This window comes from Iodobacter fluviatilis, assembly GCF_900451195.1.
Taxonomy (GTDB): Bacteria; Pseudomonadota; Gammaproteobacteria; order Burkholderiales; family Chitinibacteraceae; genus Iodobacter; species Iodobacter fluviatilis.
Genome location: NZ_UGHR01000001.1, coordinates 3,054,056 through 3,067,309, shown reverse-complemented (window position 1 = coordinate 3,067,309; position 13,254 = coordinate 3,054,056). Strand labels below are relative to the sequence as shown.

The 13,254-nt window shown below is 47.5% G+C and carries 17 protein-coding genes and 2 pseudogenes; 14 read left to right on the top strand and 5 right to left on the bottom strand.

The genetic code is table 11. The features are described 5' to 3' along the window. Positions 1-127: 127 nt before the first annotated feature. The 4 genes from DYD62_RS14190 (at position 128) to DYD62_RS14175 (ending at position 3,876) form a co-directional block, all read left to right on the top strand. Complete coding sequence (locus DYD62_RS14190; RefSeq protein ID WP_165928748.1) at positions 128-1,249, top strand: site-specific integrase; 1,122 nt, start codon at positions 128-130, stop codon at positions 1,247-1,249. Positions 1,250-1,399: 150 nt separating this feature from the next. After that, positions 1,400-2,212 carry a phosphoribosyltransferase-like protein gene (locus DYD62_RS14185; protein ID WP_115227940.1) on the top strand — a complete coding sequence of 271 codons (813 nt, stop codon included), beginning with the start codon at positions 1,400-1,402 and terminating at the stop codon, positions 2,210-2,212. After that, entirely contained in the window at positions 2,175-2,576 is a 402-nt protein-coding gene (locus tag DYD62_RS14180) for a hypothetical protein (RefSeq protein WP_132038712.1), read from the top strand. Before DYD62_RS14185 ends, DYD62_RS14180 begins: the two co-directional genes overlap by 38 nt. Before the next feature lie 223 nt (positions 2,577-2,799). Beyond that, positions 2,800-3,876: a reverse transcriptase family protein gene (locus DYD62_RS14175; protein ID WP_115227938.1), complete on the top strand. Its 1,077-nt coding sequence runs from the start codon at positions 2,800-2,802 to the stop codon at positions 3,874-3,876. Positions 3,877-4,325: 449 nt separating this feature from the next. Here the strand turns inward: DYD62_RS14175 and DYD62_RS24230 are convergent, their stop codons facing one another. Next, the gene (locus DYD62_RS24230) at positions 4,326-4,451 is read right to left on the bottom strand and encodes a hypothetical protein (RefSeq protein WP_267896121.1); all 126 of its coding nucleotides are present in this window, start codon (positions 4,449-4,451) and stop codon (positions 4,326-4,328) included. A gap of 40 nt (positions 4,452-4,491) precedes the next feature. On the opposite strand from DYD62_RS24230, the gene DYD62_RS14170 reads away from it, so the two are divergent. From DYD62_RS14170 to DYD62_RS14140, 5 genes and pseudogenes are all read left to right on the top strand, one after another. Then, complete coding sequence (locus DYD62_RS14170) at positions 4,492-4,743, top strand: hypothetical protein (protein ID WP_115227937.1); 252 nt, start codon at positions 4,492-4,494, stop codon at positions 4,741-4,743. A 155-nt stretch (positions 4,744-4,898) separates the two neighbouring features. After that, a complete protein-coding gene (locus tag DYD62_RS14165) occupies positions 4,899-5,228 on the top strand; it encodes a DUF6173 family protein (RefSeq protein ID WP_115227936.1) in 330 nt (109 codons plus the stop codon). Positions 5,229-5,283: 55 nt separating this feature from the next. Then, positions 5,284-5,989: pseudogene (locus tag DYD62_RS24040) on the top strand (IS3 family transposase); the annotation flags it as partial. Positions 5,990-6,504: 515 nt separating this feature from the next. After that, complete coding sequence (gene ltrA, locus DYD62_RS14145; protein ID WP_115226497.1) at positions 6,505-7,746, top strand: group II intron reverse transcriptase/maturase; 1,242 nt, start codon at positions 6,505-6,507, stop codon at positions 7,744-7,746. Positions 7,747-7,825: 79 nt separating this feature from the next. After that, positions 7,826-8,338: pseudogene (locus tag DYD62_RS14140) on the top strand (IS3 family transposase); the annotation flags it as partial. 121 nt (positions 8,339-8,459) lie between these two features. Here DYD62_RS14140 and DYD62_RS14135 read toward each other — a convergent pair. The 4 genes from DYD62_RS14135 to DYD62_RS14125 all read right to left on the bottom strand — a co-directional run bounded on the left by DYD62_RS14135 (position 8,460) and on the right by DYD62_RS14125 (position 9,935). Then, positions 8,460-8,714, bottom strand: a complete 255-nt coding sequence (locus DYD62_RS14135; protein WP_115227933.1) for a pyocin activator PrtN family protein — start codon at positions 8,712-8,714, stop codon at positions 8,460-8,462. A 15-nt stretch (positions 8,715-8,729) separates the two neighbouring features. After that, on the bottom strand, positions 8,730-8,915 hold the full coding sequence (locus DYD62_RS14130; protein ID WP_115227932.1) for a hypothetical protein: 186 nt from the start codon (positions 8,913-8,915) through the stop codon (positions 8,730-8,732). Positions 8,916-8,935: 20 nt separating this feature from the next. Beyond that, on the bottom strand, positions 8,936-9,082 hold the full coding sequence (locus DYD62_RS23655; protein ID WP_165928801.1) for a hypothetical protein: 147 nt from the start codon (positions 9,080-9,082) through the stop codon (positions 8,936-8,938). 211 nt (positions 9,083-9,293) lie between these two features. Continuing rightward, positions 9,294-9,935 (bottom strand): LexA family transcriptional regulator, encoded by a 642-nt coding sequence (locus tag DYD62_RS14125; protein WP_172476500.1) that lies wholly within the window; start codon positions 9,933-9,935, stop codon positions 9,294-9,296. A 113-nt stretch (positions 9,936-10,048) separates the two neighbouring features. On the opposite strand from DYD62_RS14125, the gene DYD62_RS14120 reads away from it, so the two are divergent. The 5 genes from DYD62_RS14120 (at position 10,049) to DYD62_RS14100 (ending at position 13,206) form a co-directional block, all read left to right on the top strand. Further along, positions 10,049-10,264 carry a helix-turn-helix domain-containing protein gene (locus DYD62_RS14120; RefSeq protein WP_115227930.1) on the top strand — a complete coding sequence of 72 codons (216 nt, stop codon included), beginning with the start codon at positions 10,049-10,051 and terminating at the stop codon, positions 10,262-10,264. A 160-nt stretch (positions 10,265-10,424) separates the two neighbouring features. Beyond that, a complete protein-coding gene (locus tag DYD62_RS14115) occupies positions 10,425-10,901 on the top strand; it encodes a hypothetical protein (protein ID WP_115227929.1) in 477 nt (158 codons plus the stop codon). Then, complete coding sequence (locus tag DYD62_RS14110; RefSeq protein ID WP_115227928.1) at positions 10,898-11,842, top strand: hypothetical protein; 945 nt, start codon at positions 10,898-10,900, stop codon at positions 11,840-11,842. Before DYD62_RS14115 ends, DYD62_RS14110 begins: the two co-directional genes overlap by 4 nt. Next, entirely contained in the window at positions 11,802-12,617 is an 816-nt protein-coding gene (locus tag DYD62_RS14105) for a hypothetical protein (RefSeq protein ID WP_132038771.1), read from the top strand. The genes DYD62_RS14110 and DYD62_RS14105 overlap by 41 nt, the downstream gene beginning before the upstream one ends. Position 12,618: 1 nt before the next feature. Next, positions 12,619-13,206 carry a hypothetical protein gene (locus tag DYD62_RS14100; protein ID WP_115227926.1) on the top strand — a complete coding sequence of 196 codons (588 nt, stop codon included), beginning with the start codon at positions 12,619-12,621 and terminating at the stop codon, positions 13,204-13,206. Positions 13,207-13,254 lie beyond the last annotated feature (48 nt).

Here is a 13,254-nt window from a genome sequence, read left to right as displayed (position 1 = left end):
TGCTATAATTAGCACTCATCCGGTGTTGTTACGGTAAAAAGGCACTTAAAGCGGGGTTATGTTAGGAAAAGTGCTGGCTAGGTGCTATCTTGGGGCGTCAAAAAACAGAGATAGCACTTTCCCACATATGGCCTCAATTATTCGTTTACAAAACAAAGATGGTTCTGTTTCTTATCAGGCGCAGGTGAGGCTTAAGCGGGGCGGCAAGCTGCTGTTAAACGAGTCCAGAAGCTTTCTTGCGGCAGGGGTGGGTCTTCGTGCTGAAGCACAGGCCAAGCGCCTAGCCGAGGAGTGGGCAGCACTGCTTACCGAGAAAATGCGTGAGCAAGGTGCAATTGCCCAGCGCAAATTAAAAGGCTTAACTCTTAAAGATTTAATCAGCAAATACATCGAGTTCTTTGAGAAAGACAAACACCTGTGGGCATCAAAGCGCAGCGTGCTGAATGTGCTGGCTCGCTCCCCCATGGCAGACGTGGCTATTTTGGAATTAACCGCCGATAAAATTATTGATCATGTCCGCCATCGCCGATCATTTGGCGTAAAGCCGCAATCTATTCAGCTGGATATTATTTATTTGGGCTGTGTATTAAAAGAAGCCAAATTATTTGCCAAATTAGATGTGGATATTGCCCAGTATTCATTGGCCAATGAATACTTAAAAGAAAAGGGCATGATTTGCGGCTCTGTTGAGCGCGAGAGGAGATTGCAAGATTCAGAATTGGGTTTGATTCTGGCTGGCGCAAAAGCCACCGAACATTTCAGGCAAATCCCTATCGCAGATCTGGTGCGCTTTGCGATTGAAACCACCATGCGCCGCAGTGAAATCACCCGCTTGCAATGGAGTGATTTAAACGAGAAAAACCGCACCATTCTGATCCGGGATAGGAAAGATCCAAAGAAGAAAATCGGCAATGATCAAACTGTGCCGCTGCTCGGTGCTTCTTTAGGCATCATTCAGGTGCAGCCGCGCACCAGCGACTTTATCTTTCCCTATAAATCCGAATCTGTTGGTGTGGCGTTTCGCGGCATTGTCAGCAAGGCCGGCATTCAAGACCTGCACTTTCACGACCTGCGCCATGAAGGCATCAGCCGGCTGTTTGAGCAAGGCTACCAAATCCAGGAAGTTGCCCTCGTCTCTGGCCATAAAAGCTGGAAAAACCTAAAACGCTATACCCAGCTAAGAGCCGTGGATTTGCACCGGGTTATTCCGCTGGTGGTAGCTATTGAGGGGAGGGGTGATAGGCGGTAATGAAATATTTATGTTTTTGGTTGTTGATAATGTTATGAGTAGTGGTGGGGGGGGCTTTTTTTGTCGGCCTAATGTAATTAGGAGGTTGTTTTATTAATATATTTATGAGCGTATTATTGGAGTTAAATATAAATAATTCTTGAGGTTTTTATGTTGGGAGATGAGCGTCTGGAGTTGTTATTTACGTTGATGTCTAAGCTGGATTGGATGCGAAAAGAAAGGTATAGGCATGGTGCTCTAAGCCTTTTGGGAGAGTGTGAAAGTTGCGATGATTTTTCAGTAATCGAGCATGTGTTAACCAAATTAAAGTATTGTACTTCCAGTGATCTTGTGAGCGCTGCATCAGTTATTGCTGAGGTTATTCAGACTATTTGGGTGCTTGATCCAAAGGATGCCTTGCTTGTTGGGGTCGCTGAGGATAGTAAGCCATGTGGGTCTTTGGGGTTTGTTCGTGCTATTCAGTCGGAGCTTCCACGGGAGTGGCTTGAAAGTATTTTTACTAATTTTAAGAAAGCTTTTGGTGCAAGAAATGGAAAGAAATCGATAGTTATTGCCGATGATTTTATTGGAACTGGTGAGAAGCTTAAGAAGAAAATAGACAGTTTAAAACGCAATCCTAAAACCTCCGATTATAAGATACATGTCGTGGCCTTTGCGGGAATGGAAGAGGGGATCAATGCTCTTTCTGCAGTTGTTGGTGGTGATATTTTCGTTGTAATGACATTGAAAAAATGTATCTCTTCGGGTGTTTCTGAAGATAAGGCAATTCGTTTTTCTGAAGGAATTCGTCTATTGGAAAGAAAGATATTTGATAATCCTGGTGTTTATAGTTTTGGTTATAAACAAAGTGAAGCATCTTTCTTTTTGGAAAGTTACAATATGCCAAATAATAATTTTCCATTTCTATGGTGGGATAAGTATGCAGATGGAAAACCTAGAGAAACACTTTTTACCAGAAGATGACTTGTTGGAAAAATATGAACAAGATGTTTTGGTTGTAGCGAGGAGAAGAGTTATTAAGGTTCTTTATGGCCTTAATGAGCCTATTTCTTTGGTAGACTTGATGGAGAGAGCAAATATATCAATTAATTCGTTAGCTGCTGTTTACTCTGAGCTTTGTATTGATGATATTTTAGTAATGGACGATTATAAATTTGAGTTAACAAATAAAGGTCGTTTGTGGGCGATTAAGAATAGAAAAAAGCTGTTTATGAGGAAAAATAAATTTATTTATAAAAATGTTTTGGAATTGAATTCCAAAGAAATTAGTGCGGAAAGATTCCCTTCTAAGTATTTGTTTTCTTGGGTTGACATCAAGAGGGCCTGAGAGGTAAGCTTCACCGTCCTTTTCTGTCAGCGAGGGTGTATCGCCCTTCGGTTTGACATGGGTTCATAATGATCATCATCTGAACGTGCAAAGTGCCGCACGCCCAGATGATGGCCACTCTGTGGCCAGTGGATAAATAAATTTATCCACGAAAGTCAAGTTTAAAAAATATCAAAGTCATAAACCTAAAGCTTCCTTTAAAGTGGCAGGAAAGGACCCTAGTGTGCTGAGTAACGCCGATCTGCTTGAACTAGTGAAAGCCAAGTATAAAACAGAAAAAAAAATAAACTTATATGCTGAGTATATTTCTAAGCTAGAAGAACGCAGTGTCCCGGTTATTTTTAGTTTCTATCATTTTTCTGATATTTTAGGCATTTCACCCAAGACCCTTAGGGCAATGTCTTTTGATACTCATTTGTTTTATAAAAGCTTTGAAATCCCTAAACGTAGTGGCGGAATTAGAAATATTTATGCACCATATCCATCGCTAGAAAGTGTTCAGCGCTGGATATTGACTAATATTTTAGAAAAAGCTTTTTGTGATTTCTTGCCGATGGTTGTTGGGTATCAAAAGAATAAGTCGATTAAAGATCATGTTTCCCCCCATGCCTCTTCAGAATGTATTTTGAAGTTTGATCTTAAGAATTTTTTTCCCTCTATTTTGTTTGATCATGTGTATTTAATATTTAAAAATATTGGATATTGCCATTCTGTTTCTAAAATTCTCAGTTCATTGGTTACATTCAATGGGTCTTTGCCTCAAGGTGCATCTACTAGCCCATGTTTAAGCAATATATACATGAAGATTTTTGATGCTGAATTGACTTTATATTGTGAGCAGAAGGGATTTTTTTGTACTCGCTATGCAGATGATATAGCAGTATCGGGCGGGGTTGAATTAATAAATTGTTTGAAATCCATTAAGAAATTATTTAATGATAATGGGTTAAGCCTGAATCATGCAAAAACTAAAGTTTATGATAGAGCGAAAGAGGTTAGGTTTCTAACTGGTTTGGTGGTTAATAAAGGAGTTGTTAGAATTCCAAAGGAAATGCGTAGGCGGATAAGAGCTCAATGCCATCTTTTTATTAAAGAAATTGATTGTTTAGTATCTAACTTGCCTCGGCCTGAGTATAAACTACCTTCTGAAAGTTGGAAAAATAAAGAGTTGGTTTTTGATCCTATTTTTCCTGAGCGAATTCTTGGAAAGCTAAATTTTTGGCTTTTCATTGAGCCTGATGACAAATATGCTTTGTCAATGAAAAAGATGATTGAAGAAAAATTGAATGAAATTGTTTAATTGAAGTCCACAGAGAAAACCGTAGAAAAAACCGGGGACAGACCACGGTTAATTGCCCATTTAATTACTGTTTTTATGACGTACTTATTTATAGTCTAGTGTGTAATGCGCCTAACATGGCATTCAAGCAGGCTGGCCGGAACGTGCGGCTTTTTTATTCAATTGCAGCGTAGGCCAGCGGCTTAATTTTGACGTTAGACATTTGCCCGCACTATTGGGACCTTGAAGAACTTGCTAGCTGCAAGAAAAGATAGAATGCCAAGCTCACTTCCTTCCATCATTTTTAAGTCCACTTTTGCCATTGTTCTTTTGGCATTGCTAGCCTTTGCGGTCGGCCTTGCGTGGAGCAATTCATTCCTAGGTGTCACTGTGATACGGGCGCTGGCTGTAGCGGCTGTGGGTCAAATAGCCTTGTCGCAAACTTGGTGTTTGGCGGCTTCATCTGTTCTCTACTCTCGGTATTCGTCGTATTGCCTGTCGGTGTCATCGCTGGCCTCGTAGCGGCGCTCTTTGTAAATCGCCGTGAGCGACAAACAGATGTCTAACCTTTCAATCGAGAGGACGTTTTCCGGCAAACCGGAAAACGCCTCTTATCTCAAACGTTAGGCGTTTCTCATGCACGAGCCGAAAGATTCCTTAGGCAAGGCGGTATCGGTTGGCGCGCGGGTGCGGCTACTCCTTGCTGCACCTGAGCTAATCAATGGCCTTCCTGAATCGGACCAAACAGCAATACAGTCGGTGGTTGGGAACGTGATGGTGGTCGAAGAATTCGATCAGTACGGTCATGCCGAGCTCATGTTTAATGATGAGCAAGGCCAAATCCATTTTATTTGGGTAAAACCTTCGGACCTAGAGGTGCTTTCGTGAGTGGCTATATTAAAGTGGCTACTCTCGAATTCATTTCTGAAGCAATACGCCAAACATGGCATTCAAGTAGACTGGCCGGAACGTGCGGCTTTTTTATCCAATTGCAGCGTAGGCCAGCTGCTTAATTTTACGTTATGCCTCACAAGGAGTTTCCCGTGACTGATGATTTTAAGAACCCCTTTAAGTTTCACAACCTTCTCCCCGGGATGGACGATCCCCGGTCTGTAATGGCCCGGGCGATTGTTCAACCAATGCCAATTGAAGTTCCTCGTATCGATGACGTAACAATCAATCCAGCCAAATGGATGTACGAGCGTCTTGCCAAATACATAAAGGACTTTGAGGAAAAGCTCGACCAAGATCATGAAATCGGCGCCCGCCTTGTTTCATTCGGAACGACCGTCACATTTCACATTGAAGATATGGGTTACTACGGCCCGGACATCATTTGTTTTCACGGGAAGAATGAGCAGGGTGTGAGGTAGCCTGAATTCCGTAGACACGCTTGTTTGGTAAACTTTGAGCCAACAGGAGTGAGAAATGAGCAAAAGAATAACGCAAAGCCATACGCCGGAATTTCGGGCGGAAGCGATCAAGCTGGTGTTTGAGCAGGGGTTTTCGGTAGCCGAGGCCGCAGCGCGACTGAATATGAAGCAGAGCACGCTGGCCTATTGGGTCACACAAGCCCGCAAAGCAGTCAAAAACCCTTCTACGCAGACCGAGATACCCAGTGCCGCTGACTTGATGGCCGAGGTACGGCAATTACGCAAAGAGCTAGCCGAAGCCCGAATGGAGCGCGATATCTTAAAAAATCGACGGCGTACTTTGCCAGGGAATCACTACCCGGTACGCGTTCGTGAAGCAATGGCAAGCTCAATATCCGATCAAGCTTTTGTGCCGGGTTTTGGCAGTATCTCGCGGTGGTTTTTACGCTTGGCAGAAGCGACCACCTTGTCGCCGTTCGCTAGAGAATGAGCGTTTACGGGTAGAGATTCGGGCCGCACACAACAAGACTCGCCGGACTTATAGCGCCAAGCGCTTGCAGGAGGAACTGGCAGAAGAAGGAATTAAAGCGGGTCGTGACCGGATCGCCCGGCTGCGACGTGAAGAAGGTATTCGTTGCATCCAAAAGCGTAAATTCAAAGCGACGACGAACTCAAACCACACTCTGCCGGTCGCAGATAACTTGCTAAATCAGGAATTTAAACCCACTGAGCCGAACCAAGTCTGGGTGAGTGACATCAGTGTGCCGCAGCAAGCGGCGTAAGAGATGAGGGTATGGCCCCTCGCCATCGGCTTGCAGGAGCAGGTGGCAAACCACCGTAAGCGGCACAAGTCAAAAGCTTGTGTCGTGAGCGTTACGGAAAAGGCGTCCGTTGAGGCGTCAGGTATGGATTAATGAAGGCGAACAACCGTGAACTGCCGTTCAAGTGTCGAAAGTGTTCAGATGACATCAAAACCGGGGAGTGATGTTGCTCCGGGATTAGCTTGGCCGTTACCTGCTTACGGGTCAAGCGGTGTCCGGCATAGAGGCAGCGTCAGCGTAATCCGGGCTCTTATGTTGAACTGCGGGAACCTTCGGTGGCGATGGCAAGCGAAAAGCACAAGCCGACAAGGCGAGGCTGATAGTAGCGATGCGCCACCAAGGGGCGGAGCAGCTCGTAGTAGTGATGAAACCGCTGTAATGGCGGTGGAGCGAAGGGGCTGCGTCATCCCGGTCTGGTTGGGTGTCAACCACGCAAGTGGGAGGAGTACTCGGCCATGACCAAGCCTTATGACATTCCCAAAGCGTTAATCTGGGGAGCTTTTCAACGTGTAAAAGCCAACGGCGGAGCCGCTGGCGTCGATCAGGAGTCGATTGCACAATTTGAGTCTAACTTGAGTGACAACCTGTATAAACTTTGGAATCGGCTTGGTTCGGGTAGTTATTTCCCGCCGGCAGTCAAAGGTGTTGCGATTCCCAAGAAATCAGGGGGAGTACGCATGCTGGGTATACCGACGGTGGCAGACCGGGTGGCGCAAACTGCGGCCAAGCTTTTGCTTGAGCCAGAGCTTGATCCACTATTTCACCCCAATTCCTATGGTTATCGTCCCGGGCGCTCAGCGCACGATGCGATTGCCTTGGTAAGGCGGCGAAATTGGGAGTACGACTGGGTTCTGGAGTTCGATATAAAAGGGCTTTTCGATAACATCGACCATGATTTACTCCTGCGTGCGCTTAAGAAGCACTGTAAAACGCCATGGATTTTACTGTATGTCGAGCGTTGGCTTAAAGCGCCGATGCAAACTGCAGACGGTCAAATTCTGGCGCGAACACGCGGTACACCGCAAGGTGGCGTAGTCAGTCCGCTGCTGGCCAACTTATTTTTGCATTACGCCTTTGATGTGTGGGTTAAACAGCATCTGCGCAGCGTACGGATTTGTCGTTACGCTGACGATGGCGTGGTGCATTGTAAGAGTTTGGCGCAAGCACAATTTGCGCTTGACAAGATTGGTGAGCGATTTCGACAGTGTGGGCTTGAATTACATCCAGAGAAAACCAAGATCGTTTACTGTCAGGATATTAATCGGCAGCAAGCGTTCGACTGCGTGCAGTTTACGTTTCTGGGTTATACGTTTCGACCGCGTAAGGCGGTGGATAAGTATGGCCGAGTTTATGTGAATTTCTCACCGGCAGTCAGTCGTGATGCTCTCAAAGCAATGCGACAGACGATACGGGGATGGCACTTGCAATTGAAATGTGATTGCAAACTCGACGACCTGTCGGCGATGTTTAACACAGTGTTGCGTGGCTGGCAGCGTTATTATGGTCGGTTTTATGCCTCGGCGATGTCGGCCATTTGGAAGCACATGAATAGCTATCTGGTGCGCTGGTTGATGCGCAAGTACAAGCATCTTGCCCGGCATAAAACTCGAGCATGGCGTGCACTTGGCCGACTTGCGCAGGCGTTTCCTAACGCATTTGTACATTGGGAAATGGGATTTGTGCCGAAGGCTGGATGATGGGAGCCGGATGAGTTGAGAGGCTCACGTCCGGTTCTGCGAGGGGCTGGGGGTGAAATTCCCCCGGTCTACTCACCCTTATATTCCGACGGGTGAAGGCTGGCTGTATTTGGCTGGTATCAAGGATGTCTTTACCTGTGAGATCGTCGGCTATGCCATGGGGTCACGTATGACTCAGGAATTGGTCGGCCAAGCGCTGTGGAAAGCAGTGAAATGGAAGCGGCCACAAGCCGGTTTAATCCTGCATTCAGATCGGGGTAGCCAGTATTGTTCGCATAGCTATCGGAAGCTGATTGAGCAGTTTGGTTTGCAGGCATCGATGTCGCGGCGAGGGAACTGCTACGACAATGCACCGATGGAAAGCTTTTGGGGTAGTTTGAAGAATGAGCTGGTGCATCATCACCGTTACGGCAGCCGGTTTGAGGCAGAAGCATCGATTCGGGAATACATCGAAATTTTTTACAATCGCCAGCGGCGCCACACGCGCTTGGGCAATCTATCCCCGCCCACGTTTGCACAAAAATTCAGCAGGCAAGCGGTCGGGATTTTAGTGAGGTGTGTCTACTGTTGTCAGGACAGGTCAGCCACCTAATCCCTTATGCGGGCGCACATCATGGTAAGTACAAAGCCATTGAATTGCAGTTGCTTAAAATAAGATAAAGTCTATTTAGATGATTTTATTGATAAGTTTTTTTTCGTTGATTAAGTCGTTTTTACACTTGGCTCTGCAGCCAGCTCTTTTGCGCGGCCGCTGCCTGATGGTCTATCCAGTTGGCCAGCTCTTCTACTCGTACAAAGCGTGGGGCTTTGTTGCTGTCGCTTAAGCGGATAGCGGGGAAGGGCAGGCGGTTGCGGGCGGCTTGCTCGTTGACTTCACGCTTGCCCAATCCTAGGTATTCGCTGCCGACTGTTTCCAGTGGGATCAGGGCGGATTTATAGCAGGCCATTAGTGCAAATGCGGTGTTCATGTTTATTCCTTTGAATTAGCCGTCAGGTTCAATCGTTGCCGCTAAAGTGGCGGGATTGAGCTGATGGTTATCGCGCATAGATTGGTTGCCTGCTGCTAATGCTTCTGCCGGGCCTGATGCGCTGATGATTAGTGTGACGATGTGCTTGGGTGATTTTGTTGCCGTGTAGTAGCGGATTTTCCACTGCTGATTTGTTGGCATAAGAGCCTCGGCTTGTTGGCTCAGTTTGGGCTCTGCTGTAGCATCTTCCTGGCAATAATTTCCGCTCCGTTACTACTAAAGCGCATGGTCCAGCCGGCTGCTTTTAGCGTGCTTAATTCATCAAGTGATTCGCTCAGTGTTGCGTAATTCAGTCTGATTTCTTGCATGGTTGTTTCCTGTAATAGTAGCGGCCTGTCTTGAGCGCGAATTGCTGCTGTTGATGCCGCAACTATACGAAAACGAATAAATCATGTCAATGCGAATTCGTATTCATTTATGCGTGTGTGTATTTTTTGGTGGTGTAAATCATGCAAAGACGTAAAAAAACCGCCAGATGGCGGTTTTTTGCGTTGGGTTGTATTGATTGTGGTGTGTGGCTTACAGCTCTCCGCCTTGCCATACGATGCGGCCAACAATCATAAATCGTTCTGCGTCATCAGAGGTGGCGACTGTTTCGTCAGGATAAAGCGTTTTATCGCCGTTATCACTGCGAACTATCCATTGATGGCTGTAATTTTTAAAGAGGCGTTTTACTCGGAAGTCCCCGTCGTGAAGGAGTGCATATACCTTGCCGCTTTCAAGTTTTCGCTGGCTTTTGTCGAGTAGTAGGACAGATCCTTCTCGGATTGTTGGCTCCATGCTTTGCCCTTGAGCATAGATAACGCTCAAGTTTTCTTCTTTTAGATTTAAGCGAGCCATCCAGTCTCGTTTAAAGGCCATGCCGCCTTTAATTTCAACGTGATCATTGAATAAGCCAGCCCCGCAGTCTGCACTACTACTGTATTGAGGGATAAGAGCGTAATCCTCTTCTGATGGTGCTTGTGGTTGTGGGTTAACAGTTTTCTGCTGATTTGGGCCTAGCATGAGCTGGTCGATAGAGATATCCATTGCTTTGGCAATCTTGCTTAGGGTATCCCCGCGAGGCGAGCCGGTAACGCCCAATAGAATTCTATTAATCGTGGGCTGGGGTACGTCTGCAATGCGGCCTAGCTCAGTTTGATCTAGGTTTTTTTCCCGCATCCATAGGCTGAGAGCAAGTTTTAGGTCCATAGGGTAATGATACGTAAACGTATCGAGTTAGTTAAATACGTTTTTGAATTGATAATTATACGTTTGCGTATTATCATGCGTTCATGAATACCTTTAATGCGAAAGACAAGCTCTTGTCACTGATTGAACGTGGGTTTACGGAACGCCAAATTTCCGAAGGAACCGGCATTCCTCAGCCAACGATTAACAGAATCAAAAATGGAAGAGAGCCGCGTGAGACTTATGTGCGCGTTATTGATACGTACTTTGCACAACAAAGGCGTGTTGATGTTTCGCATTCGAACCAGACTTCATTATGAATCCCAAATTTACTCTGCCACCCAATCCCCATTGGATGGTTTTGCCGATCCCCATCGGCTTTTTTATGCCGGCGCGTCTGCGCCTCCCCAATGAGTAATGTAACTGGATTCTTTCTCTTTCGATAAGAGAAAGCTGGCCAAGTTACTTAGAGGTTTAAACATGACTCCTGAATTATTAAACGACCGTTATCGAGCATTGAATGAAGCGGTGCAGCTGGCGACGACCCGAGTGGGGGTGCGTCGGTTTAGCGAGATCATTGATCGCGCTACTTCATCGGTGGCTAATTGCGCCAATCCTAATTTGCACTCGCAGCAGTATCTGGCGAATCACCTGTTCTCTCTGGTTGAAGAATCCAAGTGTGGGGCGCTGGTGCAGCAGATTGCGGCGCTGGCCGGTTATGTGGCTGTCCCCGTTTCGGTGGGTGGCTTGCTGCATGCAGATGGTCCGCAGCAGCTGGCAAATAAAGTGCTGGCGCAGTTTATGACTGAAACCTCACGGGCGGGGATGACGCTGGCCGGTGTGTTTGAGGATTGGAAGGTGGAACACCGCGAGCTGCTAGAGCTTGATGCGGCCTTGGATCAATTACAAACCATGATCAACGTGATTCGCAGTACTGCACACAGAGAGGCGGTATGAGGGAAGCGTTTTATACCTATCTGCAAACTGAGCTGGAGCTGCTTGAAGGGCTAAGCCCGGATTGCCAGCGTTTGTTTCTGATGTATTTAAAGCCACTGGCCAATTTTGAAACCGGCGAAGTAAGCAAGGTTTCCTTAGGTGGCTTAGCCACACGGATGGGCTATTTACCGCCTGCCGGATCACACGCTAAAGCCTTGAATTACAGCACCCGCCAAGTGCGCGAACTGCTGGACAAGCTGACCCGTGTGGGGCTAATTCAGCGCGACTCACAACATGGTGAGCACTATCGTTGCCTTAAAATTTTCCTCGTGTACAGCGCAAACGGCTTCATTCGTCCTGCAGAGGAGCGGAGGAGCATGGCAGGAGCAGCGCCGACCGAGCAAAGTCATACACAGCAAGGGCTTGGGGCTGAGGAAGGGCAAAGTATGGGCGGGGAGGAGCGGCACATAATCAATAGTTCACCAGTTCATAAAACCAAAACCTCTAAGTTCTTTTCATCATCTATGCGATCTCAAACAGTATTGGATGAGCCCAGTGTGAAAGATGATTTAAAGCCTGCCAACAAAATTGATGTGGCGATCCCAGAAGTGCCCAGCGAGATCTGGCAATGGCGGGTGATCACCATGAAGGCCGGTTTTTCAGCGGCCAGTGCAAAAAGCCCTAAGGCGATGGTGCAGTACCAAACTTGGCTGGCCGAGCAAGCCAGTCAGGCTGAGTTTAATCAGGCTTTATTTCAGGCCAAAGCCATTGTCGGCATGCCGACCAGCCCGCTGTATCTGGCGGCGATCATGCGGCAGCAACGCTTAAAACCGTCAGCAAAACAATCATTAGCCCAAGGCGGGCATAAAGGGCGCGCTCCAGCAGTGCGTTCCATCTTTGGATCATTTGAGGAGGGCCGACATGAACGTACAGTCAACGCTGAATACACAACGATTAACTGAAAGTCACGCCTTGCCACTGGCTTGGGTCGAGAAGATTTTTAGAAAGATGCACGGGCGCTTTGGTAACCAGTTTGTAGATAAATTCCGCTCTGGCGAAAGCTTTGAAGTCACGCTGATGGATGGCAATACCGAAGAGCGCGATACCGGCATTGAGAACGCAAAAACGGTGTGGGCCGAAGAGCTGGCAGGGTTTTCAGGAGAAGAGATTGCTCGCGGCATGGCCGCCAAGTTTTTATACGGAGCACCAGATTTGGATAAGTTTCAGGTGGCGTGCCGCCAAACCGTTGAGATCGATATCGAAGTGCGGATGCAGCTGGCGATTACCCAGATGAGCCGCCGCCGCCAATATCTGGAAGAAAGCTGGCCGGATAACCGCACCTTTTGGGCGGCACAACGTATCGGCAATGATTTGCTGATTCAAGAGCCTTGGCGTTTAAAAGCCAAATGGGTGGCCGCTTGGATGGATGCAGAGCGGGATAGTAACCGCACCATTCCGGATGCCAGCACCCAAGTGCTATTGCCTCCGCCAGCCAAACGAACGATGACTAAGGCGCAGGCCAATGAGCAAGCGGCTCAGCTTAAATTGGCGATCAGTGGCTTACGCAATGCCAAATCATGGCCGCATCAAATTGCCGAAACGGCTAAGCAGGCAGGCATGGTGCAAATCACTTCGGCAGTTCTCGCTTTACGCGGGCTGCGCGAAGAAGTGCCCAATAGCTTAATCCTGCGTGCCAGAGAATTAGGCTTGGGCCGGCAATTGGGCTTAGGGGAGTGATATGAGCAAAAATGCATGGAATCGCCCAGCCGGGGCGGATGGTTTTGTGCCGGTGATCGTCTTACGGCAGCGATTGGCGGCAATGTATGGCGCGAGATGGCAGGTTTTGTTTTCAGATGAGGCTGCCGTGATTGCTTGGCAAGATGAAGCCGCCGCCTATTTGTACGCCGAGGGCATCAAGTGGCAATGGATGCGGCTGGCTTTGGATCGTTTGCGCGGCCAGTTAAAGGCCGAATCATTACCGCCCAGCTTGGGGGAGCTGGCGGCAATGTGCAGGCCTGAAACAGATTATGCGATCGCTTTTGAAGAAGCCAAGCGCAATGCGCAATCACCTGATCCTTTGATGGCCAGCTGGAGCAGCCCGGAATTATATTGGGCGGCATTTGATTTTGGCTTTACCACGCTGCGCTCTGCTTTTTACCGCAGTAAAACCAAGGTGCGCTGGATTGAGGTTTATGCCCGGCGGCTGGAAGCAGCGCATTGCCCGGCGATTCCGGCAGCAGAGCCGGTAAAGATCTTTCAGCGGGCCACCCGCTTTGCTAGGGATGAAGCCATGGCCGCATTAAGAGCGCAAATGATCGTCGCTTAAGTACGCGCAGTACCAAAAATAAAGCCTGACAATGATCGGGCTAAGAGC

Bases quoted from the DNA above. Each gene is read 5' to 3' on its own strand.
- DYD62_RS14190 (WP_165928748.1), top strand. From the start codon at position 128: ATGGCCTCAATTATTCGTTTACAAAACAAAGATGGTTCTGTTTCTTAT.
- DYD62_RS14185 (WP_115227940.1), top strand. From the start codon at position 1,400: ATGTTGGGAGATGAGCGTCTGGAGTTGTTATTTACGTTGATGTCTAAG.
- DYD62_RS14180 (WP_132038712.1), top strand. From the start codon at position 2,175: ATGGAAAACCTAGAGAAACACTTTTTACCAGAAGATGACTTGTTGGAA.
- DYD62_RS14170 (WP_115227937.1), top strand. From the start codon at position 4,492: ATGCACGAGCCGAAAGATTCCTTAGGCAAGGCGGTATCGGTTGGCGCG.
- ltrA (WP_115226497.1), top strand. From the start codon at position 6,505: ATGACCAAGCCTTATGACATTCCCAAAGCGTTAATCTGGGGAGCTTTT.
- DYD62_RS14135 (WP_115227933.1), bottom strand. From the start codon at position 8,714: ATGAACACCGCATTTGCACTAATGGCCTGCTATAAATCCGCCCTGATC.
- DYD62_RS14130 (WP_115227932.1), bottom strand. From the start codon at position 8,915: ATGCCAACAAATCAGCAGTGGAAAATCCGCTACTACACGGCAACAAAA.
- DYD62_RS23655 (WP_165928801.1), bottom strand. From the start codon at position 9,082: ATGCAAGAAATCAGACTGAATTACGCAACACTGAGCGAATCACTTGAT.
- DYD62_RS14125 (WP_172476500.1), bottom strand. From the start codon at position 9,935: ATGCGGGAAAAAAACCTAGATCAAACTGAGCTAGGCCGCATTGCAGAC.
- DYD62_RS14120 (WP_115227930.1), top strand. From the start codon at position 10,049: ATGAATACCTTTAATGCGAAAGACAAGCTCTTGTCACTGATTGAACGT.
- DYD62_RS14115 (WP_115227929.1), top strand. From the start codon at position 10,425: ATGACTCCTGAATTATTAAACGACCGTTATCGAGCATTGAATGAAGCG.
- DYD62_RS14110 (WP_115227928.1), top strand. From the start codon at position 10,898: ATGAGGGAAGCGTTTTATACCTATCTGCAAACTGAGCTGGAGCTGCTT.
- DYD62_RS14105 (WP_132038771.1), top strand. From the start codon at position 11,802: ATGAACGTACAGTCAACGCTGAATACACAACGATTAACTGAAAGTCAC.
- DYD62_RS14100 (WP_115227926.1), top strand. From the start codon at position 12,619: ATGAGCAAAAATGCATGGAATCGCCCAGCCGGGGCGGATGGTTTTGTG.